This is a genomic window from Streptomyces sp. NPDC001904 (genome assembly GCF_040297005.1).
Classification (GTDB): Bacteria; Actinomycetota; Actinomycetes; order Streptomycetales; family Streptomycetaceae; genus Streptomyces.
The window spans coordinates 19,630-41,933 of the sequence record NZ_JBEOYI010000038.1; the positions used below are offsets into that span (position 1 = coordinate 19,630).

At 73.9% G+C, this 22,304-nt stretch carries 19 protein-coding genes; 12 read left to right on the plus strand and 7 right to left on the minus strand.

The annotated features are described in order from the left end of the window. Positions 1 to 32 precede the first annotated feature (32 nt). From ABT127_RS36145 to ABT127_RS36165, 5 genes are read right to left on the minus strand one after another with little or no spacing between them, the layout of a single operon-like run. Positions 33 to 1,286, minus strand: coding sequence for a cytochrome P450 (locus ABT127_RS36145; RefSeq protein WP_351459781.1), 1,254 nt, complete (start codon positions 1,284 to 1,286; stop codon positions 33 to 35). Further along, a complete protein-coding gene (locus ABT127_RS36150) occupies positions 1,283 to 1,933 on the minus strand; it encodes a GTP-binding protein (protein WP_351459784.1) in 651 nt (216 codons plus the stop codon). Before ABT127_RS36150 ends, ABT127_RS36145 begins: the two co-directional genes overlap by 4 nt. After that, positions 1,914 to 2,273, minus strand: a complete 360-nt coding sequence (locus tag ABT127_RS36155) for a DUF742 domain-containing protein (RefSeq protein WP_351459787.1) — start codon at positions 2,271 to 2,273, stop codon at positions 1,914 to 1,916. Before ABT127_RS36155 ends, ABT127_RS36150 begins: the two co-directional genes overlap by 20 nt. After that, positions 2,270 to 2,707, minus strand: a complete 438-nt coding sequence (locus ABT127_RS36160; RefSeq protein ID WP_351459789.1) for a roadblock/LC7 domain-containing protein — start codon at positions 2,705 to 2,707, stop codon at positions 2,270 to 2,272. The genes ABT127_RS36155 and ABT127_RS36160 overlap by 4 nt, the downstream gene beginning before the upstream one ends. Continuing rightward, a complete protein-coding gene (locus ABT127_RS36165) occupies positions 2,704 to 4,197 on the minus strand; it encodes a sensor histidine kinase (protein WP_351459792.1) in 1,494 nt (497 codons plus the stop codon). Before ABT127_RS36165 ends, ABT127_RS36160 begins: the two co-directional genes overlap by 4 nt. 168 nt (positions 4,198 to 4,365) lie before the next feature. On the opposite strand from ABT127_RS36165, the gene ABT127_RS36170 reads away from it, so the two are divergent. After that, positions 4,366 to 7,173 carry an FAD-binding and (Fe-S)-binding domain-containing protein gene (locus tag ABT127_RS36170; RefSeq protein WP_351459795.1) on the plus strand — a complete coding sequence of 936 codons (2,808 nt, stop codon included), beginning with the start codon at positions 4,366 to 4,368 and terminating at the stop codon, positions 7,171 to 7,173. Between the two features lie 197 nt (positions 7,174 to 7,370). Here the strand turns inward: ABT127_RS36170 and ABT127_RS36175 are convergent, their stop codons facing one another. Next, a complete protein-coding gene (locus ABT127_RS36175; protein ID WP_351459798.1) occupies positions 7,371 to 8,234 on the minus strand; it encodes a LysR family transcriptional regulator in 864 nt (287 codons plus the stop codon). Positions 8,235 to 8,396: 162 nt separating this feature from the next. On the opposite strand from ABT127_RS36175, the gene ABT127_RS36180 reads away from it, so the two are divergent. From ABT127_RS36180 to ABT127_RS36225, 10 genes are all read left to right on the plus strand, one after another. Next, positions 8,397 to 9,350 carry an EamA family transporter gene (locus ABT127_RS36180; RefSeq protein ID WP_351459800.1) on the plus strand — a complete coding sequence of 318 codons (954 nt, stop codon included), beginning with the start codon at positions 8,397 to 8,399 and terminating at the stop codon, positions 9,348 to 9,350. A gap of 40 nt (positions 9,351 to 9,390) precedes the next feature. Continuing rightward, entirely contained in the window at positions 9,391 to 10,056 is a 666-nt protein-coding gene (locus tag ABT127_RS36185; protein WP_351459803.1) for a 4a-hydroxytetrahydrobiopterin dehydratase family protein, read from the plus strand. Between the two features lie 137 nt (positions 10,057 to 10,193). Then, positions 10,194 to 11,000, plus strand: a complete 807-nt coding sequence (locus ABT127_RS36190; RefSeq protein WP_351459806.1) for a TIGR03084 family metal-binding protein — start codon at positions 10,194 to 10,196, stop codon at positions 10,998 to 11,000. Further along, the gene (locus ABT127_RS36195; protein ID WP_351459807.1) at positions 10,997 to 12,715 is read left to right on the plus strand and encodes an acyclic terpene utilization AtuA family protein; all 1,719 of its coding nucleotides are present in this window, start codon (positions 10,997 to 10,999) and stop codon (positions 12,713 to 12,715) included. Before ABT127_RS36190 ends, ABT127_RS36195 begins: the two co-directional genes overlap by 4 nt. After that, positions 12,712 to 14,310: an acyl-CoA carboxylase subunit beta gene (locus ABT127_RS36200; protein ID WP_351459810.1), complete on the plus strand. Its 1,599-nt coding sequence runs from the start codon at positions 12,712 to 12,714 to the stop codon at positions 14,308 to 14,310. The genes ABT127_RS36195 and ABT127_RS36200 overlap by 4 nt, the downstream gene beginning before the upstream one ends. A gap of 8 nt (positions 14,311 to 14,318) precedes the next feature. Then, a complete protein-coding gene (locus ABT127_RS36205) occupies positions 14,319 to 16,235 on the plus strand; it encodes an acetyl/propionyl/methylcrotonyl-CoA carboxylase subunit alpha (RefSeq protein ID WP_351459813.1) in 1,917 nt (638 codons plus the stop codon). Beyond that, positions 16,232 to 17,398, plus strand: coding sequence for an acyl-CoA dehydrogenase family protein (locus ABT127_RS36210; protein WP_351459815.1), 1,167 nt, complete (start codon positions 16,232 to 16,234; stop codon positions 17,396 to 17,398). The genes ABT127_RS36205 and ABT127_RS36210 overlap by 4 nt, the downstream gene beginning before the upstream one ends. Positions 17,399 to 17,470: 72 nt before the next feature. Further along, a complete protein-coding gene (locus ABT127_RS36215; protein ID WP_351459817.1) occupies positions 17,471 to 19,039 on the plus strand; it encodes a 4-coumarate--CoA ligase family protein in 1,569 nt (522 codons plus the stop codon). A 15-nt stretch (positions 19,040 to 19,054) separates the two neighbouring features. Beyond that, positions 19,055 to 19,807, plus strand: coding sequence for an enoyl-CoA hydratase family protein (locus ABT127_RS36220; protein ID WP_351459819.1), 753 nt, complete (start codon positions 19,055 to 19,057; stop codon positions 19,805 to 19,807). After that, positions 19,795 to 20,382: a TetR/AcrR family transcriptional regulator gene (locus ABT127_RS36225; protein ID WP_351459822.1), complete on the plus strand. Its 588-nt coding sequence runs from the start codon at positions 19,795 to 19,797 to the stop codon at positions 20,380 to 20,382. Before ABT127_RS36220 ends, ABT127_RS36225 begins: the two co-directional genes overlap by 13 nt. A 27-nt stretch (positions 20,383 to 20,409) precedes the next feature. Here the strand turns inward: ABT127_RS36225 and ABT127_RS36230 are convergent, their stop codons facing one another. Further along, positions 20,410 to 20,913, minus strand: a complete 504-nt coding sequence (locus tag ABT127_RS36230; protein ID WP_351459824.1) for a nuclear transport factor 2 family protein — start codon at positions 20,911 to 20,913, stop codon at positions 20,410 to 20,412. A gap of 224 nt (positions 20,914 to 21,137) precedes the next feature. Here ABT127_RS36230 and ABT127_RS36235 point away from each other — a divergent pair, with 224 nt between their 5' ends. Next, positions 21,138 to 22,301 carry an aspartate aminotransferase family protein gene (locus ABT127_RS36235; RefSeq protein WP_351459827.1) on the plus strand — a complete coding sequence of 388 codons (1,164 nt, stop codon included), beginning with the start codon at positions 21,138 to 21,140 and terminating at the stop codon, positions 22,299 to 22,301. Positions 22,302 to 22,304 lie beyond the last annotated feature (3 nt).

A 22,304-nucleotide genomic window follows, 5' to 3' on the forward strand; every position in this document is an offset into this window, starting at 1 on the left:
GTGGGCGAACGAGAGGGAGAAGCGGTGGATCGTCACAGGGACGCCGACGGCACGGCGGCCGTCGGCGTGAAACGGACCGGCAGATCGGTGAGACCGCGCAGCCACGGCGAGGGGCGGCGGGTCAGCGCGTCCGCCGGGGCGGCCAGATCGATGTCGGGCAGCCGGTCGAGGATCACCTCGATGCCGGTCCGTGCGATGACCTCGGCGACCTCCTGGGCCGGGAACGGGCAGCGGTGCTCGCCGTGCCCGAACGAGAAGTGCGCGTTGTTGCCGCCGGTCAGCACGGAGGCGTCGGTGCGCACCTGCGGATCGGCGTTGGCCGCCGCGATGCCGAGCAGCACCAGGTCGCCGGCCCGGATGTGGCGGTCGCCGAGCCGGGTGTCGCGGGTGGCCCAGCGCCCGGCGACGTTCTGCGTCGGGGCGTCCTCCCACAGCACCTCGTTCATCGCCTCGGCGACGCTGTGCCGCCCGCCGAACAGCGACGCGGCGAACCGGTCGTCGGTCAGCATCAGGCGCAGCGAGTTGCCGATCCAGTCGGCGGTGGGCTGGTGCCCCGCCGCCATCATCACCATCAGGTCCTGGGCGATCTCCTCGTGCGTGAAGCCCGAGGGGTCCTGGAGCATGTACGAGACGACGTCCTCGCCCGGCCGCGCCTGCTTCTCGGCGATCAGCTCGACCATGGACCGGCCCAGGTGCTGCTGGCCCGCGAGCGCCCGCTCCCGCCCGTCGATCATGTCGTTCATCGCCGTGACCAGGGCGGGGCCCGCCTCGTCGGAGAAGCCGTAGATCCGGGCCAGGACGCGGACCGGCAGCATCATCGCGTAGTCGGCGATGATGTCCGTCCCGCCCGCGCCGCAGAAACCGTCGATCAGCTCGTCGGCGAACTGCTCCGCGTGCGCCTTGAGTTCGAACGGGTCGACGGACTCCAGGGCGTGGCTGATCATCGCGGCGCGCTGGCGGTGCCGCTCGCCGACCGTGTAGAGGATCGACGGCTGCTTGTGGCCGATCATCGGCAGCAGCGGCCAGTCGGCGGGGATGTTCTCCCACTGGTTCCACAGGTCGGAGTCGCGGCTGAACAGCGCCGGATCACCGGTGACCTGGTGCAGCTCGCGGTAGCCGACGACCAGCCAGGCCGGGATGTCGCCGTCGAGGACGACGGGTGCGACCGCGCCGTGGTCGCGGCGCATCTCCCGGTACAGCGTGGCGGGTTCGGTGGCGAACCGGGGTCCCGACAGCAGCACGGGAGCGGCGCCGTGCGCGGAGGCGGGGCAGCCGGGGCTTGTCACGGGGCGGCCTCCTGGGGCACGGGCAGCGAACGGGGGCTGGCTTGACGGGCGTACAGGGTCCTGAGGTGCTCCACGAGCGCGATCAGGACGTCCTTGCTGGACTCGCGGTCGCGCGCGTCGCACCGGACCAGCGGCACCTCCGGGTCGAGGTCGAGGGCCTCGCGCAGCTGCTCCAGGGTGTGCGGCGGGCCGCCGAAGTCGTTGTGGGCGACGATGAACGGCGTCCCGTGGTGCTCCAGGCGGTCGATCGCGTAGAAGGAGTCCTCCAGGCGGCGGGTGTCGACGAGGACGACCGCGCCGAGCGTGCCGGAGAACAGCCGGTCCCACAGGAACCAGAAGCGCTCCTGGCCGGGGGCGCCGAACAGGTAGAGGACGTTGCGGGCGTCGAGCGTGATGCGGCCGAAGTCGAAGGCGACCGTCGTCGACGTCTTGCCGCGCACGCCGTCCAGGTCGGCCAGTTCGTCGACGCCCCGGCCGGCCTGCGTCATCGTCTCCTCGGTGTTGAGGGGACGTATCTCGCTCACGGAGCGGACCAGGGTGGTCTTGCCCGCGCCGAAGCCGCCGACGATGACGATCTTCAGACCGTTGTCGGCGCCGGCCGCCAACTCCCGGCGGCCACCGGACGGTTCAGAGGTTGCGGAGTCCAACGAGCACCTGCTCCAGGATGTCGGGATCGGGAAGACGGTGGGGAGTCGCGGCGCTGCGCGGGTGGCGGGCGCCGATGCGGCCCTGCACCAGGAGGTCGGAGAGCAGGACGCGCACGATGCTCACCGGCAGGCCGAGTTCGGCGGCCACCTCCACCACGGCCGTCGGCCGGGCGCACATCCGCAGGATCGCGGCGTGCTCGGACGGCATGCCGGGCGCCGGGTCCGACTCGGCGACGACCAGCGACACCAGGTCGAACGAGACGTCGGAGGCCGGCCGGCTGCGCCCTCCCGTGAGGGTGTACAGCCGGTCGGGGGCGTCGTCCCGGCCCGGCCGGCTCATGACGCCGGGGGCGTGCTGGTGGCGAGGTCGGGGCTGCGGGGCAGGGCGCGCAGGTGCTCGCCGAGCTGCTCGACGAGTTCGACCATGGTGTGGCCGACCAGGCCCGCGTCGGCGTCCTCGGCGGCGAGCACCGCGAGATGGGCGCCCTCGCCCGCCTCGACGATGAACAGGGTGCCGCCGTGGAACTCGGTCATCGACGAGCGGACCCCGCCGCTCCCGTCGCCGAACTCGGCGGAGGCGCCGTGCGCGAGCGCCTGGATCCCGGCGGAGATCGCGGCGAGCTGGTCCGCCTTGTCCGGGGTGAGCTCGGGGGTGTGGCACAGCTTGAGGCCGTCGCGCGACAGGACCAGGGCGCTCCGGGTGCCCGGGGTGCGCGTGAGGAGGCCTTCGAGCAGCCAGGCCAGGCCGGCGCCGGTGGTGGTCGTCCCGGTCATTGGGGGGTGTCGCCTTCCTGCGTGGGTGTGTCGGGGTGCGTGGTGGATCGGGTGCCGGCCGGCTCCGGCGCCTCAGGGGCGGTGCGGACCGCCTGGCTGAAGCTGCTGAAGCGCGACGCGGCGGAGGCCGCGGCCGACGGCTCCGGCCGTGCGGCGGGGGCCTCGGCGCGGGCGCGGCCCTGCTGGGCGGCGGCCAGGGTGCGGCCGCGGGTCCGCTTGGGCAGGGCGCCCTCGGACGACGGGTCGGCGGGGGCGGCCTGCTCGGGGCCCGGCGCCTCCGTCGCGGTCCCGGTGGGGCCGGTGGTCTCCCGCTCACGGGCGGACGGTCCGGGGGCCGTGTCGTCGGCGGTCCCGTGCGCGGGGGAGTCGTCGGCCGAGGTGGAGGCGGAGGCGGTCGCCGGGCCGGTGCCGGTCCCCGCGCCGGTCGCGCGTACGGGCGTCGACTCCGGCGTACGGGACAGCAGTTCCTGCGGGACGAGCAGCAGGACGCCGGTGCCGCCGCGCGCCGACGGGCGGAAGGACACCGTCAGGCCGTGCTTGCGGGCCAGCCGCCCGACGACGGCGAGGCCGAGCCGGGTGCCGGACAGACCGCCCAGCCCCGTCGAGCCCGCGCTGCCCGCCGGATCGCCGGAGACCGCATGCTCGGCGCGGCGCAGCTGCACCGGGCCCATCACCAGGCCCGAGTCCTCGACGGAGACGATGACGCCGGCCGGGACCTCCTCGACGTAGACGTGCACCTCGGCGGTGGGCGGCGAGAAGTTCGCCGCGTTGTCGAGGAGTTCGGCCAGCGCGTGCATCACGCCCTCGGCGGCGTGGCCCGCGACGGCGGCCGAGGTGTTCGCGTGCACCCGCACCCGCTGGTAGCCGCCGATGCGGCCCATCGCGCCGCGCAGGATCGACTCCATGGCGATCGGCCGGGCCCAGCGGCGGCCCGAGCGGGCGCCGGTGAGGACGGCCACCGAGTCGGCGAGCCGGCCCGCCTGGGCGGTGCGGTGGTCGAGGTGGAGCAGGTCGGCGAGGACGTCCTCGTCGGAGTGCCGGTGCTCCATCTCGCGGAGGTCGGCGAGCATGCCGGTGGCCAGGGCCTGCATCCGGCCGGCCGCGTTGGCACAGGCGGCGATGGCGGCGGCGCGCTCGGCGCGGGCGGTGCGCAGCCGGCCGGTCAGCTCGGCGGCCTGCGCGGCCCTGGCGTCCCGTTCCCGGGACAGCTCGCCGGTGATGCGGGCCTGTTCGGCGGCGGCGCGCTCGGCGGTGTGCCGCGTCTCCTCGGCGCGCCGGCGCAGCAGGGCGACGGTCTGACGGGCGTACGCGGCGTGACAGGCCGCCGCGCTGAGGAGGAGTGCGGTGGCGGCGACGCCCCAGGCGAGCGGGGTGCGCACCGAGCCGGGCGCGAGGGCGACTGCCCCCGCGCCGAGCGCTCCGGTGACGACGAGAGCGGCCAGCAGGGTGAGCGCGGCCGGGCGTACGGGGGGCCGGATGGGCGCGGTCATCGGTCGGGTTCCTCGGGGGAGCGGGGGCTACGGGCGACTGGTCTCAGTCAATTCGCGGTCACTATAGGAGAGTTGATGATCGGTTTGGGAATGTTCTGGTCCGGATCGTGAAAAAATGGGCAGCGACCTGTGGCGTAAGGGCCCCTGTGGGGCTGCATCCTGGACGGCATGGATGATCTGGACGGCCTGGAACGGGACCTGCGGACGGCCGTGCGCGGCGGGGTCGACTTCTCCGTCACCGCGCGGGCCCTCAACACGATGGACGCGTCCAACTACCGCCGGGTGCCGCTCGGGGTGCTGACCCCGAGAGACGGCGACGACGTGGCCGCCGCCCTGGAGATCTGCCGGCGGTACGCGGTGCCGGTCGTGGGCCGTGGCGGCGGCACCTCCATCGCCGGCCAGGCGACCGGCACCGGCCTCGTCGTCGACTTCACCCGCCACATGAACGGCCTCGTCGCCCTCGACCCCGAGGCGCGCACGGCCGTCGTGCAGCCCGGGCTTGTGCTCGACCGGCTCCAGGAGGCGGCCGCCCCGCACGGCCTGCGGTTCGGCCCCGATCCGTCCACGCACAGCCGCTGCACCCTCGGCGGCATGATCGGCAACAACTCGTGCGGCTCGCACTCGGTGGCCTGGGGCACCACCGCCGACAGCGTCTCCGCGCTCGACGTGCTCACCTCCGACGGCGCGGCCCACCGGCTCGGGCAGGGCTGGCAGGGCGCCCCGGACGGCCTGCGCGCGCTGGTGGAGCGGGAGTCGGCGACGGTCCGCACCGGCTTCGCCCCGTACGCGGACCTGCCGCGCCGCATCTCCGGCTACGCCGTGGACGCCCTGCTCCCCGAGCACGGCACCGATCTCGCCCGCTTCCTCTGCGGCACCGAGGGCACCCTCGGCCTGGTCACTCGGGCGACGGTCCGGCTGGTCGAGGCGCCGCCCGCGAAGGCCCTCGCCGTCCTGGCGTACGCGGACGAGAGCGCGGCCGCGGAGGCGGCGGCGGGCCTGCTGCCGTACGGGCCGCTGACGGTCGAGGGCATGGCCGCCGACCTCGTACCGGCCGGTTCGGGCCTGCCCAAGGGCGGCGCCTGGCTGTTCGTGGAGACCGGCGGCGCGACGCCCGCCGAGGCGCGGGCGGCGGCGGAACGGATCGTGCGGGCGGCGGACGTCGTGGACTCCCTCGTGGTCGCCGACCCGGTCGGGCAGCGGGCGCTGTGGCGGATCCGGGAGGACGCCTCCGGCACCGCGACCCGGATGCCCGACGGCAGCGAGGCCTGGCCCGGCTGGGAGGACTGCGCGGTGCCGCCCGCGCGACTGGGCCCGTACCTGCGGGACTTCAGGTCGCTGCTCACCGAGCACGGGCTGCGCGGCACCCCGTACGGGCACTTCGGCGACGGCTGCATCCACGTACGCATCGACTTCGACCTGCTGACCGGGCCGGGCGTCGCGCGCTTCCGTCGGTTCTCCGAGGACCTGGCCGCCCTCGTCGTCGCGCACGGCGGCTCACTGTCCGGCGAGCACGGCGACGGGCAGGCACGGGCGGAACTCCTCCCGACGATGTACGGGACCGAGCTTGTCGGCCTCTTCGAGCGCGTCAAGGGGGTCTGGGACCCGGCGGACCTCCTCAACCCCGGGACGCTGGTGCGCCCCGCCCGGCTCGACGAGAACCTGCGCTTCGCCCCGTTGCCGCGCGAGCCCGTCGACGTCGTCTTCGGCTACCCGCACGACGGCGGCGACTTCTCGGCCGCCGTGCGCCGCTGCGTCGGCGTCGCCAAGTGCCGGATCCAGGAAGGCGGTTCGGGCAGCGGGGTGATGTGTCCTTCCTTCCGCGCCACCGGCGGCGACGAGACGCACTCCACGCGCGGCCGGGCCCGGCTGCTGCACGAGATGCTCGCCGGGGAGGTCGTCACCGACGGCTGGCGGTCGACGGAGGTGCGCGACGCGCTCGACCTGTGCCTGTCCTGCAAGGGCTGCAAGAGCGACTGTCCGGTGGGCGTCGACATGGCCACGTACAAGGCGGAGTTCCTGCACCACCACTACGCGGGCCGGCGGCGGCCCGCCGCGCACTACACGATGGGACGGCTGCCGCGCTGGCTGCGGCTGGTGGCGGCGACGCGCACGGCCGCGCTCGTCAACTCCCTCGCCTCGGTACGGCCGTTGGCCGCGCTCGGCAAGCGGCTCGGCGGGGTCGCGGCGGAGCGGGAGATCCCGCGGGTGGCGCGGACGACGTTCAGCGCCGGGTGGCGGGCCGGTGGGCGGCGGGGCGGCGACGGGCCGCGGGTGGCGCTGTGGCCGGACACCTTCACCGAGCACCTGTCCCCGCAGGTGGGGCATGCGGCGGTACGGGTTCTGGAGGCGGCCGGGATCGTGCCGCTGCCGGTTCCGCGGGCGCGGGGGCGGGTCTGCTGCGGTCTCACCTATGTCTCCACCGGGCAGCTCGACCGGGCCCGCGCGGTGCTGAAGCGGACGGTGGAGGTGATGGAGCCGGTGCTCGACGCGGGGGTGCCCGTGGTCGTCCTGGAGCCGTCCTGCGCGGCGGCGCTCCGCTCGGACCTGGCCGAACTCCTTCCCGGTGATCCGCGGGCCCGGCTTCTCGCGGAGCGGGTGGTCACCTTCGCCGAGGCGCTGGAACGGCTGGCTCCCGACTGGGATCCGCCGCGCGTCGATCGCCCTGTCGTGGGTCAGACGCACTGCCATCAGCATGCGGTGCTCGGCGACGCGGCCGATCGGCGGTTGCGGGAGCGGGCCGGGCTGGTGGGGGAGTTGAGCGGCGGGTGCTGTGGGCTGGCTGGGAACTTCGGGTTCGAGGACGGTCACTACGAGGTGTCGGTGGCCTGTGCCGAGGAGCGGCTGCTTCCTGCTGTGCGGTCGGCGGGGGCGGGGGATGTGGTGCTGGCCGACGGCTTCTCCTGCCGGACCCAGCTGGAACAGCTCGGGGACCGGGCCGGTCGGCACATCGCGGAGGTGCTCGCCGAGGGGTTGTGAGGGGTCGTCCCTCGGGTGCGGCTCCGGCGGTGGCTGGTCGCGCAGTTCCCCGCGCCCCTGGGTCGTACGTCGGCTGACGGCCGGTGGCCGCTTCTCGCGCAGTTCCCCGCGCCCCTGAGATGCGCACTTCGTGCGCCATCTCATCAGAGGCGTCCGTCGTGCGCTGCCTCATCAGAGAGGCGCGCGAAGCGCCTGCCTCAGGTGTTGGTGACCTGGTGGGCCAAGGTGATGAGGTCCGGGAGGGAAGGGTGGGTCGGGCCGTGGGGGTGGGCCAGGAGGACCTGGAGAGGGGGCGCGTCCGTCAGGGGGACGTAGACCACCCCGGGATGAGGATGAAGGGCGACCGTGGCGGTCGACGTGACCCCCACCGCCCGGTCGGCCGCGATCGCGGCGAGCCAGTCGTCGGTGTTGGCCACCGTGACCCACCGCCCGGGCCGCGCGTCGTCCGGCCACAGATCGAGCGTGGTGGTGCCGGACACCGTGTTCAGGGCGATGACCTGATCCGCGAGATCGGCCAGCACGAGAGCGGCGCGCTGCGCGAGGGGACTGTCGGAGGGCAGCGCGGCGACCCGCGCCTCCCGGTGCAGCAACGTGGTCACGAGCCCCGTCGCGTCGACCGGCCCGCGCAGCAGGGCCACGTCGACCCGGCCCCCGGCGAGCCCGGCCGTCCGGTCGTCGATGCGGAGCAGCTCCAGCGGCACGTCGGGGTGCTCCTGGCGCCAGCGCCGCAACAGCGGAGTCGTGTAGGCACCGGCGGCCGACCAGGCGTGCCCGAGCCGCAGCGGCCTGCGCGTGGTGGCGACCGCGTCGTCGAACGCGGCGACGGCGGCCCCCGCCCGCGCCCGGAACGCCCGCCCCTCGGCGGTCAGCTCCAGATGATGGGTGGAGCGGTCGACGAGCCGTACCCCGAGCGCCGCCTCCAGCGCGGCGAGGGTGCGCGAGACGGCGGGCTGGGTGAGGCCGAGGCGGGCCGCGGCGCGGGTGACGTTCGCCTCGTCGGCGATGGCGAGGAAGCAGCGCAGGTGGCGCAGCTCCAGGGAGTGGCGCGGATCCCGGGTCATGCTCGCGGAGCATAACGGGAGCGCAGAAGTCATTTCACGCGGCGTGCCGGACGGTTCTAGCGTGGAGGTTCACGCCCGGCATGCAGTGCAGTACCGTAAACAGGTCAGTCGAAAATATTGCACTTGCTGGGGCAGGTCGCAGACGGAAGAGGAACGAGGCCCGTGAACGGCTCGCGCACCGAACAAGCCCAGGCGCCCGCGCCGGAAGCCGCGCTCGTCCAGCCGGAGAGTGCGGGGAGCGAGGGCGTCCCGGCGTCGCGCTGGGGTGCCCTCGGCCCGGTCGGCCTGGTGCTGGCCGGCTGTGTGTCGGTGCAGTTCGGCGGCGCGGTCGCGGTGAGCCTGATGCCGCGCGCGGGCGCCGTCGGCGTGGTCACCCTGCGGCTCGTGGTCGCCGCGGTGATCCTGCTGGTCGTCTGCCGCCCCCGGCTGCGCGGCCACTCGCGCGCCGACTGGGGCACGGTGATCGCGTTCGGCATCGCCATGGGCGGCATGAACCTGCTCTTCTACCAGGCCGCGGCCCGCATCCCGCTCGGCCTCGCGGTCACCTTCGAGGTGCTGGGCCCGCTGGCGCTCTCGGTCATCGCCTCGCGCCGCGCGATCAACCTCCTGTGGGCGGGCTGCGCGCTCGTCGGCGTCTTCCTGCTGGGCGGCGCGGGCAACGGCCTGGGCGGTCTGGACCCGGTCGGTGTCGCCTTCGCCGTCGCGGCGGGCGGCGCCTGGGCCACGTACATCGTCTTCAGTGCCCGCACGGGCCGCCGGTTCCCGCAGGCCGACGGTCTCGCCCTCGCGATGGCGGTGGCGGCCGTGCTCTGCCTGCCCCTCGGCCTCGTGGCGGCGGGCCCCAAGCTCTTCGACCCGACGACGATCGCCCTCGGCTCGGCCGTCGCGGTCATGTCCTCGGTGCTGCCCTACACCCTGGAACTGATCGCCCTGCGCCGCCTGCCCGCGTCCACGTTCGCGGTGATGATGAGCCTGGAGCCGGCCATCGCGGCCCTCGCCGGATTCCTCGTCCTGAGCCAGGCCCTGTCGTGGGTGGAGGCGGCGGCGATCGCCTTCGTCATCGCCGCGAGCATGGGGGCGGTGCGCACCCAGGTGGGCGGCAGGAAGAAGCGCTGAGCCTGCCCCTCCGGGGTGCGCGGTCCGGCAGGATCGCCTCATGGACAAGCTCCGCACCCCCGAGATCCTGGCCGCCATCGCCGACGGGCTGGGCGACTGGCGGCGCATGGCGCAGGCCGTCGTCGCCCGGTACCGCCTTCCCGGACTCCGGGGCGGGGCCGCCTTCGTGGCCGCCGTCGCCGAGGCCGCGGGGAGCGCCGGACGCGAGCCGGAGCTGCGGCTCGGGCCGGGGTTCGCCGAGGTGACGCTCTGCGCGGTCGACGCGGACGGCGGGCGCTGGGTCACCGCGGCCGATCTGGACCTCGCCCGCACCGTGAGCGACCTGGCCGCCCGGCACGGCCTGCGGGCCGTCCCCGGCGAGATCACCCAGCTCGAACTCGGTCTCGACGCCACCGACTTCGACCGCGTCGGCCCCTTCTGGTCGGCCCTGCTCACCGGCTCCCCGGACCACGTGGTCCGGGGCGACGTCATGGACCCCGCCCAGCGCGTCCCCAACGTCTGGTTCCAGCGCACGGACGCCCACGACGTGCCGCGACAGCGCTGGCACCCCGACCTCTGGGTGGCCCCCGAGGAGGCCGAACCCCGCATCCGGGCGGCCCTCGCGGCCGGCGGCGTGCTCGTCGTGCGCTACGACGCCTCGTGCACCGTGCTCGCCGACCCCGAGGGCAACCGGGTGTGCGTGTGCACGGCGGAGGGGCGGGAGTAGCGGCCCACCGCCCGGCGTCCCGAATCGCCGGGCGGAGCCGGGCCTACTTTTCATGCAAGCACGCTTGATTGTTTCCCGGGGCGCTGCCATGCTCCAGGCACGCCGCCGCACATCGCCCTGCCCCGAGGGGAGCGCACGTGTCCGATCAGCCGTCACCGCCGTCCGTCTTCGACGACTTGCGCGACGAGAGCACGGAACTCGACCGCCTGGTCGCCGGATTGGGCCCGGACGGCTGGCGGACCGCAACCCCCGCGCCGCGCTGGACCGTCGCGCACCAGATCGCCCACCTCGCCTGGACCGACCGCGCGGCCCTGCTCGCCATGACCGACCCGGACGCGTTCGCCGGGGAGGTCGAGAAGGCGCTCGCCGCACCCGCGTCGTTCGTCGACGACGGCGCCGACGAGGGCGCCGCCCTGCCGCCGGACGAGCTCCTCGCCCGGTGGCGCGACGGGCGCACCCGGGTGGACGAGGTGCTGCGGGCCGTCGCCGCCGAGAAGCGGAAGTTCCCCTGGTACGGGCCGCCCATGTCCGCCGCGTCCATGGCCACCGGCCGGCTCATGGAGACCTGGGCCCACGGCCAGGACGTCGCCGACGCGCTCGGCGTCGTACGGGCGCCCACCGACCGGCTGCGGCACATCGCCCGGATCGGCGTGCGCGCCCGGGACTTCGCCTTCGGGGTGCGCGGGACGGACGTACCGAAGGACGAGTTCCGCGTCGAACTCGTCCTGCCCAGCGGGGCACTGTGGGCGCTCGGCCCCGAGGACGCCGATCAGCGCGTCACCGGTACCGCGCTCGACTTCTGCCTCCTCGTCACCCAGCGCGCCCACCGCGACGACCTCGACGTCCGGGCCGAGGGCCCCGACGCCGACCGCTGGCTCGGCATCGCGCAGGCCTTCGCCGGTCCGCCGGGACCGGGCCGCGCACCGAAGGGGACCCGCGCATGAGCGCGATACCCCCGCTGCGCATCGGCAACGCCTCCGGGTTCTACGGCGACCGGTTCGACGCGATGCGCGAGATGCTGACCGGCGGCCCGCTCGACGTCCTCACCGGCGACTACCTCGCCGAGCTGACCATGCTCATCCTCGGCCGCGACCGGCTGAAGGACCCCGGGCGCGGCTACGCCCGCACCTTCCTGCGGCAGTTGGAGGAGTGCCTGGGCCTCGCCGCCGAGCGCGGGGTGAAGATCGTCGCCAACGCCGGAGGGCTCAACCCGGCCGGACTCGCCGACGCGGTACGGGAGTTGGCCGACCGGCTCGGCATATCCGTCGCCGTCGCGCACGTCGAGGGCGACGACCTGCTGGCCACCGGCCGCTACCCGGGCGCCCTCACGGCCAACGCCTACCTCGGCGGCGCCGGCATCACCGCCTGCCTGGAGGCGGGCGCCGACATCGTCGTCACCGGCCGCGTCACCGACGCCGCCCTGGTCAGCGGGCCCGCCGCCTGGCACTTCGGCTGGGCCCGCGAGGGGCAGGCCGCGTACGACCGGCTCGCCGGGGCCGTCGTCGCCGGGCACGTCCTGGAGTGCGGCACCCAGGCCACCGGCGGCAACTACGCGCACTTCACCGCGCACCGCCCCGGCACGTTCGTGCGGCCCGGCTTCCCGCTCGCCGAGATCCACGAGGACGGTTCCGCCGTCATCACCAAACACCCCGGCAGCGGCGGCCTCGTCGACCCCGGCACCGTCACCGCCCAGCTCCTGTACGAGACCGGGAGCGCCCGCTACGCCGGACCCGACGTCACCGTACGGCTGGACAGCGTCCGCCTCGACGCCGACGGGCCCGACCGGGTCCGGGTGCACGGCGTGCGCGGCGAGGCGCCGCCGCCCACCCTCAAGGTCGGGCTCAACCGGCTCGGCGGGTTCCGCAACGAGGTCGTGTTCGTGCTGACCGGGCTCGACATCGAGGCGAAGGCCGCGCTCGTACGGGAGCAGATGGATGACGCCTTCGCCCGCGCCGAGTCGACGCCCGAGCACGTGCGCTGGGAGCTGGCCCGCACCGACCGGCCCGACGCCGACACCGAGGAGACCGCCAGTGCCCTGCTGCGGCTCGTCGTCCGCGACCAGCGGCAGGAGGCCGTCGGCCGGGCGCTGAGCGGCGCCGCCGTCGAGCTGGCCCTCGGCTCCTACCCCGGGTTCCACGTCACCGCGCCGCCCGGCAAGGGCGCCCCGTACGGCGTCTTCGAGGCCGCGTACGTGCCCCGCGCCGACGTCCCGCACCTCGCCGTGCTGCCCGACGGCGAGCGGCGCCCCGTCCCCGTACCGGACGGACCCACCCGCCCGCTCGCCCCCGTCCCCGCGCCGGAGCTGCCCGAGCCGCTGCCGCCCGGTCCCACCCGCCGCGCGCCCCTCGGGCTCGTCGCCGGGGCCCGCAGCGGCGACAAGGGCGGCGACGCCAACATCGGCGTGTGGGCCCGCTCCGAGGAGGGCTGGCGGTGGCTCGCGCACACCCTCACCGTCGAGCGGCTGCGTGAACTCCTCCCGGAGACCGCCGGATCGACCGTCACCCGGCACGTCCTGCCGAACCTCCGCGCCCTGAACTTCACCGTCGAGGGGATCCTCGGCGAGGGCGTCGCCGCGCAGGCCCGCTTCGACCCGCAGGCCAAGGGCCTCGGCGAATGGCTGCGCTCCCGCCACCTCGATCTCCCGGAGGCCCTTCTGTGACCGCCCTGGCCAGCGCCCTGGACACCCGGTCCGACGACTACGCGGCGCACCGCGCCGCCCTCCTCGACAAGCTCACCGCGCTCGACGGCGAACACGCGAAGGCCCTCGCGGGCGGCGGCGAGAAGTACGTCCAGCGGCACCGGGGGCGCGGCAAGCTGCTCGCCCGCGAACGCATCGAGCTGCTCCTCGACCCCGACACGCCCTTCCTGGAACTGTCGCCGCTCGCCGCCTGGGGCAGCGACTACACCGTCGGCGCCTCGCTCGTCACCGGCATCGGCGTCGTCGAGGGCGTCGAGTGCCTGATCACCGCCAACGACCCGACCGTGCGCGGCGGCGCCAGCAACCCCTGGTCGCTGAAGAAGGCCCTGCGCGCCAACGAGATCGCGTACGCCAACCGGCTGCCCTGCATCTCGCTCGTCGAGTCCGGCGGCGCCGACCTGCCCTCGCAGAAGGAGATCTTCATCCCGGGCGGCGGGATCTTCCGCGACATCACCCGGCTCTCGGCCGCCGGGATCCCGACCGTCGCCGTCGTCTTCGGCAACTCCACGGCCGGCGGCGCGTACATCCCCGGCATGTCCGACCACGTCATCATGGTCAAGGACCGGGCGAAGGTGTTCCTCGGCGGGCCGCCGCTGGTGAAGATGGCCACCGGCGAGGAGAGCGACGACGAGTCCCTCGGCGGCGCCGAGATGCACGCCCGCACGTCCGGGCTCGCCGACTACTTCGCCCACGACGAGCAGGACGCGATCCGGCAGGCCCGCCGCGTCGTCGCCCGCCTCAACCACCGCAAGGCGTACGGGGATCCAGCGCTCGCCGAGCCGCCCAAGTACGACCCGGAGGAGCTGCTCGGGATCGTCCCCGAGGACCTGAAGGTGCCGTTCGACCCGCGCGAGGTCATCGCCCGGATCGTCGACGGCTCCGACTTCGACGAGTTCAAGCCGCTGTACGGGGCCTCGCTCGTCACCGGCTGGGCGTCCCTGCACGGCTATCCCGTCGGCATCCTCGCCAACGCGCAGGGCGTGCTGTTCAGCGAGGAGTCGCAGAAGGCCGCCCAGTTCATCCAGCTCGCCAACCAGCGCGACATCCCGCTGCTCTTCCTGCACAACACCACCGGCTACATGGTCGGCAAGGAGTACGAGCAGGGCGGCATCATCAAGCACGGCTCGATGATGATCAACGCGGTCTCCAACTCCCGCGTCCCGCACCTGTCCGTCCTCATGGGCGCCTCGTACGGCGCCGGGCACTACGGCATGTGCGGGCGCGCCTACGACCCGCGCTTCCTGTTCGCCTGGCCCAGCGCCAAGTCCGCCGTCATGGGCCCGCAGCAGCTCGCGGGCGTCCTGTCGATCGTGGCCCGGCAGTCCGCCGCCGCCAAGGGACTCCCGTACGACGAGGAGGCCGACGCCGGACTGCGCGCCATGGTCGAGCAGCAGATCGAGACCGAGTCCCTGCCGATGTTCCTGTCCGGACGGCTCTACGACGACGGGGTCATCGACCCGCGCGACACCCGCACCGTCCTCGGCATCTGCCTGTCCGCGATCCACACCGCACCGTACGAGGGCGCCCGCGGCGGCTTCGGCGTCTTCCGCATGTGAGGGACCCCATGATCTCCACCGTCCTCGTGGCCAACCGCGGCGAGATCGCCTGCCGCGTCTTCCGCACCTGCCGTGAGCTGGGCATCCGCACCGTCGCCGTGCACTCGGACCCGGACGCGGACGCCCTGCACGTGCGCGAGGCCGACCTCGCCGTACGGCTCCCGGGCGCCACCCCCGCCGACACCTACCTCCGCGCCGACCTCGTCGTGAAGGCCGCCCTCGACGCGGGCGCCGACGCCGTGCACCCCGGCTACGGCTTCCTTTCCGAGAACCCCGCCTTCGCCCGCGCCGTCACCGACGCCGGGCTCACCTGGATCGGCCCGCCGCCCGAGGCGATCGAGGCGATGGCGTCCAAGACCCGCGCCAAGGAGCTGATGGGCATCGCCCCGCTCGGCGAGGTCACCGCCGCCGACCTGCCCGTCCTCGTGAAGGCCGCCGCGGGCGGCGGCGGGCGCGGCATGCGCGTCGTACGGGAACTCGCCGATCTGGACACCGAGTTGCGGGCCGCCCGGGCCGAGGCGCTGTCCGCCTTCGGCGACGGCGAGGTCTTCGTCGAGCCCTATGTCGAGGGCGGGCGCCACGTCGAGGTCCAGGTCCTCGCCGACACCCACGGCACCGTGTGGGTGCTCGGCACCCGCGACTGCTCGCTCCAGCGCCGCCACCAGAAGGTCGTCGAGGAGGCCCCGGCGCCCGGCATCGGCCCGGAGCTGGAGGCCCGGCTGCACGAGCTGGCCACGCGCGCGGTCCGCTCGGTGTCGTACGTCGGCGCGGGAACCGTGGAATTCCTCGTCGCCGACGGCACCGCGCACTTCCTGGAGATGAACACCCGGCTCCAGGTCGAACACCCCGTCACCGAGACCGTGTTCGGCCTCGACCTCGTCGCGCTCCAGCTGCGGATCGCCGAGGGGGAGGCGCTGGACCCGGAGCCGCCCGAGCCGCACGGCCACGCCGTCGAGGCCCGCCTGTACGCCGAGGACCCGGCCGCGGCATTCGCCCCGCAGACCGGCACCCTGCACCGGCTGGCCGTCCCCGGCGGCGTCCGCCTCGACACCGGCTACACCGACGGCGACACCATCGGCGTGCACTACGACGCCATGCTCGCCAAGGTCGTCGCCCACGCGCCCACCCGCGCCGCCGCCGTCCGCGCCCTCGCCGGCGCCCTGGAACGGGCCGCCGTGCACGGCCCCGTCACCAACCGCGACCTGCTCGTCCGCTCGCTGCGCCACCCCGAGTTCACCGCCGCCCGCATGGACACCGGGTTCTACGAACGCCACCTCGACGACCTCACCGCCCCCGCCGAGGACCCGTACGCCCCGCTCGCCGCCGCCCTCGCCCAGGCCGCCACCGGACACTCGCGCTTCGGCGGCTTCCGCAACGTGCCCTCGCAGCCGCACAGCAGGAGCTACCGCAGCGTGCCGCACGACATCGCCTACGAGGTGCGCTACCGGCACGGCCGGCACGGACTCGAAGGCGTCTCCGTCACCCGCGGCGGGACGGACCCGGACACGGCGACCCTGCACGACGTCGCCGCCGGCGTCCGCGTCCTGCACGCCGCACCCGACCGCGTCGTCCTCGACATCGGCGGCGTGCGCCGGACCTTCGACGTCGCCGCGTACGGCGAAGGCCGGGTGTACGTGAACGGCGCCGCGCTCGTCGCCCTGCCCCGCTTCACCGACCCCAGCGAGCAGCGCGCCCCCGGCTCCCTGCTCGCCCCCATGCCCGGCACCGTCGTCCGCGTCGCCGAAGGACTCGGCGAGGGCTCGGCCGTCACCGCCGGACAGCCCCTGATCTGGCTGGAGGCCATGAAGATGGAGCACCGCATCGTCGCTCCCGCCTCCGGAACGCTCACCGCCCTGCACGCCCTCGTCGGCCACCAGGTCGAGGTGGGCGCCCTGCTCGCCGTCGTCCAGGAGGAACAGTCGTGAACGCTCCCGTCCTCGAAACCGAAGAGCACCGCGCCCTGCGCGCCGCCGTCGCCGCCCTCGGCAAGCGGTACGGCCGCGACTACATGACCCGGATCACCAGCGCCGGAGGCCACCCCGAGGAGCTGTGGGCCGAGGCCGCCAAGCTCGGCTACCTCGGCGTGAACCTCCCCGAGGAGTACGGCGGCGGAGGCGGCGGAATCGGCGAACTCTCCATCGTCCTCGAAGAGTTGGGGGCGGCCGGATCGCCGCTGCTGATGATGGTGGTCTCGCCCGCCATCTGCGGCACCGTCATCTCCCGGTTCGGCACCGAGGAGCAGAAGCGCGCCTGGCTGCCCGGGCTCGCCGACGGCAGCCGCACCATGGCGTTCGGCATCACCGAGCCCGACGCCGGGTCCAACTCGCACCGGATCACCACCACGGCCCGCCGCGACGACGACGGCTCCTGGGTCCTCAACGGCCGCAAGGTGTTCATCTCCGGCGTCGACATCGCCGACGCCACCCTCATCGTGGGCCGCACCTCCGACGCCCGTACCGGAAACCTCAAGCCGTGCCTCTTCATCGTGGAGAGGGACGCGCAGGGCTTCGGCCGCCGCCAGATCGACATGGAGCTCCAGGCGCCCGAGAAGCAGTGGGAGCTGACCCTCGACGACGTCCGGCTGCCCGCCGACGCGCTCGTCGGCGACGAGGACGCGGGGCTGCTCCAGCTGTTCGCCGGGCTCAACCCCGAGCGCATCATGACGGCCGCCTTCGCGATCGGCATGGGCCGCTACGCGCTCGGCCGCGCCGTCGAGTACGCCCGCGACCGCACCGTCTGGAAGTCCCCGATCGGCGCCCACCAGGCCATCGCCCACCCCCTCGCCCAGGTCCACATCGAGCTGGAACTGGCCCGCCTGATGATGCAGAAGGCGGCCACCCTGTACGACGCGGGCGACGACGTCGGCGCCGGTGAGGCCGCCAACATGGCCAAGTACGCCGCCGCCGAGGCCTGCGTGCGCGCCGTCGACCAGTCCGTGCACACCCTCGGCGGCAACGGCCTGACCCGCGAGTTCGGCCTCGCCTCGCTCATCACCGGCTCGCGCGTGGCCCGGATAGCGCCGGTCAGCCGCGAGATGATCCTCAACTACGTGTCCCACCAGACCCTCGGGCTTCCCAAGTCCTACTGAGCACCACTGGGTACTACCGAGTACTACCGAGTACTACTGAGCACAACTGACCTTCAACGACGAGGAGTTGGCATGGTCTTCCGGAGTGAGTACGCGGCCGTGGACGTCGTCGACGAACCCATCCACGACGCCGTGCTCGGGGGTGCCGCGGCCCGCGGCGACACCCCCGCCCTCGTCGACGGGGTGGCCGGCACGACCCTGACCTACGCGCAGGTCGACCAGTTCCACCGCAAGGTGGCGGCCGGGCTCGCCCAGGCCGGGGTGCGCAAGGGCGACGTCGTCGCGCTGCACAGCCCGAACACCATCGCCTATCCGGTCGCCTTCTACGGCGCCACCCGCGCCGGCGCCTCCGTGACGACCGTGCACCCGCTGGCCACCCCGGAGGAGTTCGCCGGGCAGCTCAAGGACAGCGCCGCGCGCTGGATCGTCACCATCACCCCGTTCGCCGCGGCCGCCCGCCGGGCCGCCGAACTCGCGGGCGGCATAAGAGAGATATTCGTCTGCGACCCGGCGGGGGACTCCGGACACCGCTCGCTCCTCGACCTGCTCGGCACCGACGCACCCGAACCCCGTATCGCCCTCGACCCGGCCGACGACGTCGCCGCGCTCCCGTACTCCTCCGGCACCACGGGACGTCCCAAGGGCGTCATGCTCACCCACCGCAACATCGCCACCAACCTGGCCCAGCTCGAACCGATGATGCCGATGGGCCCCGGCGACCGCATCCTCGCCGTGCTCCCGTTCTTCCACATCTACGGCCTCACCGCGCTGATGAACGCCCCGCTGCGGCAGGGCGCCACCGTGGTCGTGCTGCCCCGCTTCGACCTCGACACCTTCCTCGCGGCGATCGAGAAACACCGCATCAACGGCCTCTACGTGGCCCCGCCCATCGTCCTCGCCCTCGCCAAGCACCCGGCCGTGGAGGGCTACGACCTGTCCTCGCTGCGCTACGTCATCAGCGCCGCCGCCCCGCTCGACGCCGACCTGGCACGGGCCTGCTCGGACCGGCTCGGCCTGCCGCCGGTCGGCCAGGCCTACGGCATGACCGAACTGTCGCCCGGCACGCACGTCGTCCCGCTGGCGGCCATGGACACCGCCCCGCCCGGGACCGTCGGCAAGCTGATCCCCGCCACCGAGATGCGGCTGGTCTCCCTCGACGACCCGGCCAGGGACGTCGCGACCGGCGAACCCGGCGAGGTCGTCGTCCGCGGACCGCAGGTCATGAAGGGCTACCTCGGCAAGCCGCAGGCGACCGCCGAGATGATCGACGGCGACGGCTGGCTGCACACCGGCGACGTCGGAACCGTGGACGCCGACGGCTGGCTGTTCGTCGTCGACCGGGTGAAGGAACTCATCAAGTACAAGGGCTTCCAGGTGGCTCCCGCCGACCTGGAGGCCCTGCTCCTCACCCACGACGGCATCGCCGACGCCGCCGTCATCGGCGTCACCGACGAGGACGGCAACGAGATCCCGAAGGCCTTCGTCGTCCGCTCCGACCCGGCGCTCACCGAGGAGGACGTGCTCTCCTACGTCGCCGGACGCGTCGCCCCGTACAAGAAGGTACGCCGGGTGGCGTTCATCGACGACGTGCCCCGGGCCGCTTCCGGCAAAATCCTGCGCCGTCAACTCAGGGAAGGGTGAAGGGAACCCCACGCCATGTCAGCCACGCACCTCGTCCACCACGACCGCACCCGCGGCGTCACGACCCTCACCCTCGACTCGCCCGCCAACCGCAACGCCCTGTCGACGGCCCTCGTCGCCGAGCTGTCCGAGGGCCTGCGCCGGGCCGAAGGCGACGACGGCGTACGCGCCGTCGTCCTCACCCACACCGGCACCACCTTCTGCGCGGGCGCCGACCTCAAGGACCCGCCGGACCCCGCCGCGCTCGTCGCCCTGCTGCGCGGCATCGTCGCGCTGCGCAAGCCGGTGGTGGCCCGCGTCGACGGCCACGTACGGGCGGGCGGCCTCGGGCTCGTGGGGGCCTGCGACATCGCGGCGGCCTCGGCCCGCGCCTCCTTCGCCTTCACGGAGGTGCGCATCGGGGTGGCGCCCGCCGTCATCTCCATGCCGCTGCTGCCCCGCGTGGACCCCCGCGCGGTGGCCCGCTACTACCTCACCGGGGAGCGGTTCGACGCGGCGGAGGCGGCCCGCATCGGTCTGGTGACCGTCGCCGCGGACGGCCCGGACTCCGTGGACACCGCGCTGGAACCGGTCCTCGACGGGCTGCGGCGGTCCGCCCCGCACGCCCTGGCCGAGACGAAGAAGCTGCTCACGGTTAAGGTCCTTCAAGCCCTCGACCGGGACGCGGAGGCGCTGACGGCGCTGTCGGCACGGCTGTTCGCCTCCGACCAGGCCCGGGAAGGGATGACAGCCTTCCTCGAACGACGGGACCCCGCATGGGTGTTGTGACCCCGCCCAAACAGGACCGCTCGCGCGCGACGCGGCGCAAGCTCCTGGAGTCCGCGGTGGCCTGCCTGGCCGAGCGCGGCTGGTCCGGCTCCACCGTGTCCGTCGTCGCCGAGCACGCCGGGGTGTCCCGGGGCGCCGCCCAGCACCACTTCCCGACCCGCGAGGACCTGTTCACGGCGGCCGTCGAGTACGTCGCCGAGGAGCGGTCCACCGCGCTGCGCGGGCTGCGTCCGCAGGGGCGGGCCGAGGCCGTCGCGGCCCTGGTCGACCTCTACACCGGGCCGCTGTTCCGGGCGGCGCTGCACCTGTGGGTCGCCGCGTCCAACGAACCGCAGCTCGGGGGCCGGGTCGTCGACCTGGAGGCCCGGGTCGGCCGCGAGACCCATCGCATCGCCGTCGGACTCCTCGGCGCCGACGAGTCCGTGCCCGGGGTGCGGGAGGTCGTCCAGGGCCTGCTCGACATGGCCCGGGGCCTCGGCCTGGCCAACCTCCTGACGGACGACGCCGCCCGCCGCCGGCGCGTCATCACCGAGTGGACCGCCATCGTGGACCGCGCGCTGACCCCGTCCCGCTGACCGTTCCGGAACGACGGCTGCGTCCCGCTACCGGGTGCCGGTGCCGAGCGGTCCGGGTACCGCCGTGCGGCGGCTCTCCGCCTGTTGGGCGGCGGTCAGCGCCGTGGGTTCCTCCCGCGTGGAGGGCACCCGGTGGATGAGGTCGGTGACCACGTAGCTGTCGACGTACGCCTGGACCTCGACGATCTTGTCGTCGGCGAACCGGCAGGCCCACACGTAGAACGGGTCGTAGGCGTTGTCGTCGTTGGCGGTGGCGACGCCTTCCATGATCACGATCGTCTGTTCCGCGGTTCCGTACATGGCCTTGAGGTCGAAGCTCAGTCCGCCGGAACGGGCGCGCACCTGCTCGAGGGTCCCGTCGAGGAAGTCCCGCTTGTTCCGGTAGGGACCGGCCAGGGGATGGCGGCCGACCATGGTCCACCGGACCTGGTCGGAGACGTGTTCGCCGAAGAACTTGTCGACGGTGGACAGATCACCGAGCAGCTCGAAGACCTCGCGCCGATCTTCGCAGGTGCCGTTGCGCTGCGTCATGAGACTCCTTGGCTCAGAGGGACTTGGCTGCTCAGCCTCCCCGCACCGGCCCGCCTTTTTCACGCGTGACCCGGGTCGTGTGCGTGAACGTGTTGAACGGAGCGCTCCGTTCAACACGTTCACACACGCACTGGTGTCAGTGGTCGCCGGGGCTGGTGGTGATGTGTCGCCATAGAGGTATGGAATACGGCAGTCCGGATCTGTACGAACGACACCGGAAGGTGATGGCGCACTGGCCCCCGCTCTTCTACTCCACGCCGTTGGAGATCGTCGCCGGGGAGGGCCGCGAGCTCCTGGCATCGGACGGGCGCCGCTACCTGGACTTCTACGGCGGTGTGGCGGTCAATCTCCTCGGCTACGCGGACGTCGAGCTGGACAAGGCCGTCAGTGAGCAGATGGCCAGTGGAGTGGTGCACTGTTCGACCTTCTACCTGCATCACAAGCAGGTGGAGCTCGCCGAGGCCATCGCCGCCCGGTCCGGCATCCCCGACGCCGCGGTCTTCTTCACCACGTCGGGGTCCGAGGCGGTGGAGGCGGCGCTGCTCGCGGTGCGGGAGTACCGCAAGGCCGAGCGCGTGCTGGCGGTGGAAGGCTCGTACCACGGGCGGACGTTGGGAGCGCTGGCCTGTACCGGCCAGCCCGGCTGGCAGGGCCAGGTGCGCAACCCGTTCCCGGTGACGTTCCTCGACGAGCAGCAGGATCTGGGCGAAGAGGTCGGTGACGACGTCGCCGCCCTGATCGCCGAGCCGGTGCAGGGAGTCGCCGGTGCGGTGCCGCTGGCGCAGGGCCGCCTGCGCGGCTATCAGGACGTCCTGGCCCCGGCCGGGGTGCCGCTGGTGGTGGACGAGGTGCAGACCGGGTGGGGACGCACGGGCCGCTGGTGGGGCTACCAGTGGCACGGCGTGCGGCCTGACGTGATCGTCTTCGCCAAGGGGCTGGGGGGCGGCTTCACCATCGGCGGGGTGGTCGGCCGGCGGGAGATCCTGAGCGCGCTGCCGATGCCGTCGATCTCGACGTTCGGCGGCGGGCCGCTGGCGGCGGCCGCGGGACTCTGCGTCGTGCAGGCCATCGAGTCACGCGGCCTGGTGGCGCACGCAGGCCGGTTGGGGCGGTCCCTCGCGCACGAGCTGGGCCGCCGCCTGGGCGACCGCGCGCGGGTGCAGGGGCAGGGGCTGCTGCTCGGCATCGCCTTTCACGACGCGGCGGGCGGGCCCGATGCGGCCCTCGCGGCAGCGGTGCACGAGGAGTGCCGCCGTCGTGGACTGCTGGTGGGCCTGGGCGGAACGGCGGGCAACTGCCTGCGCCTGATGCCGCCGTTGACCTTGACCGAAGAGGAGGCACGCTGCGGCACGGAGCTGCTCGTCGCGGCGGTCGCCTCCTGTTCATGACTG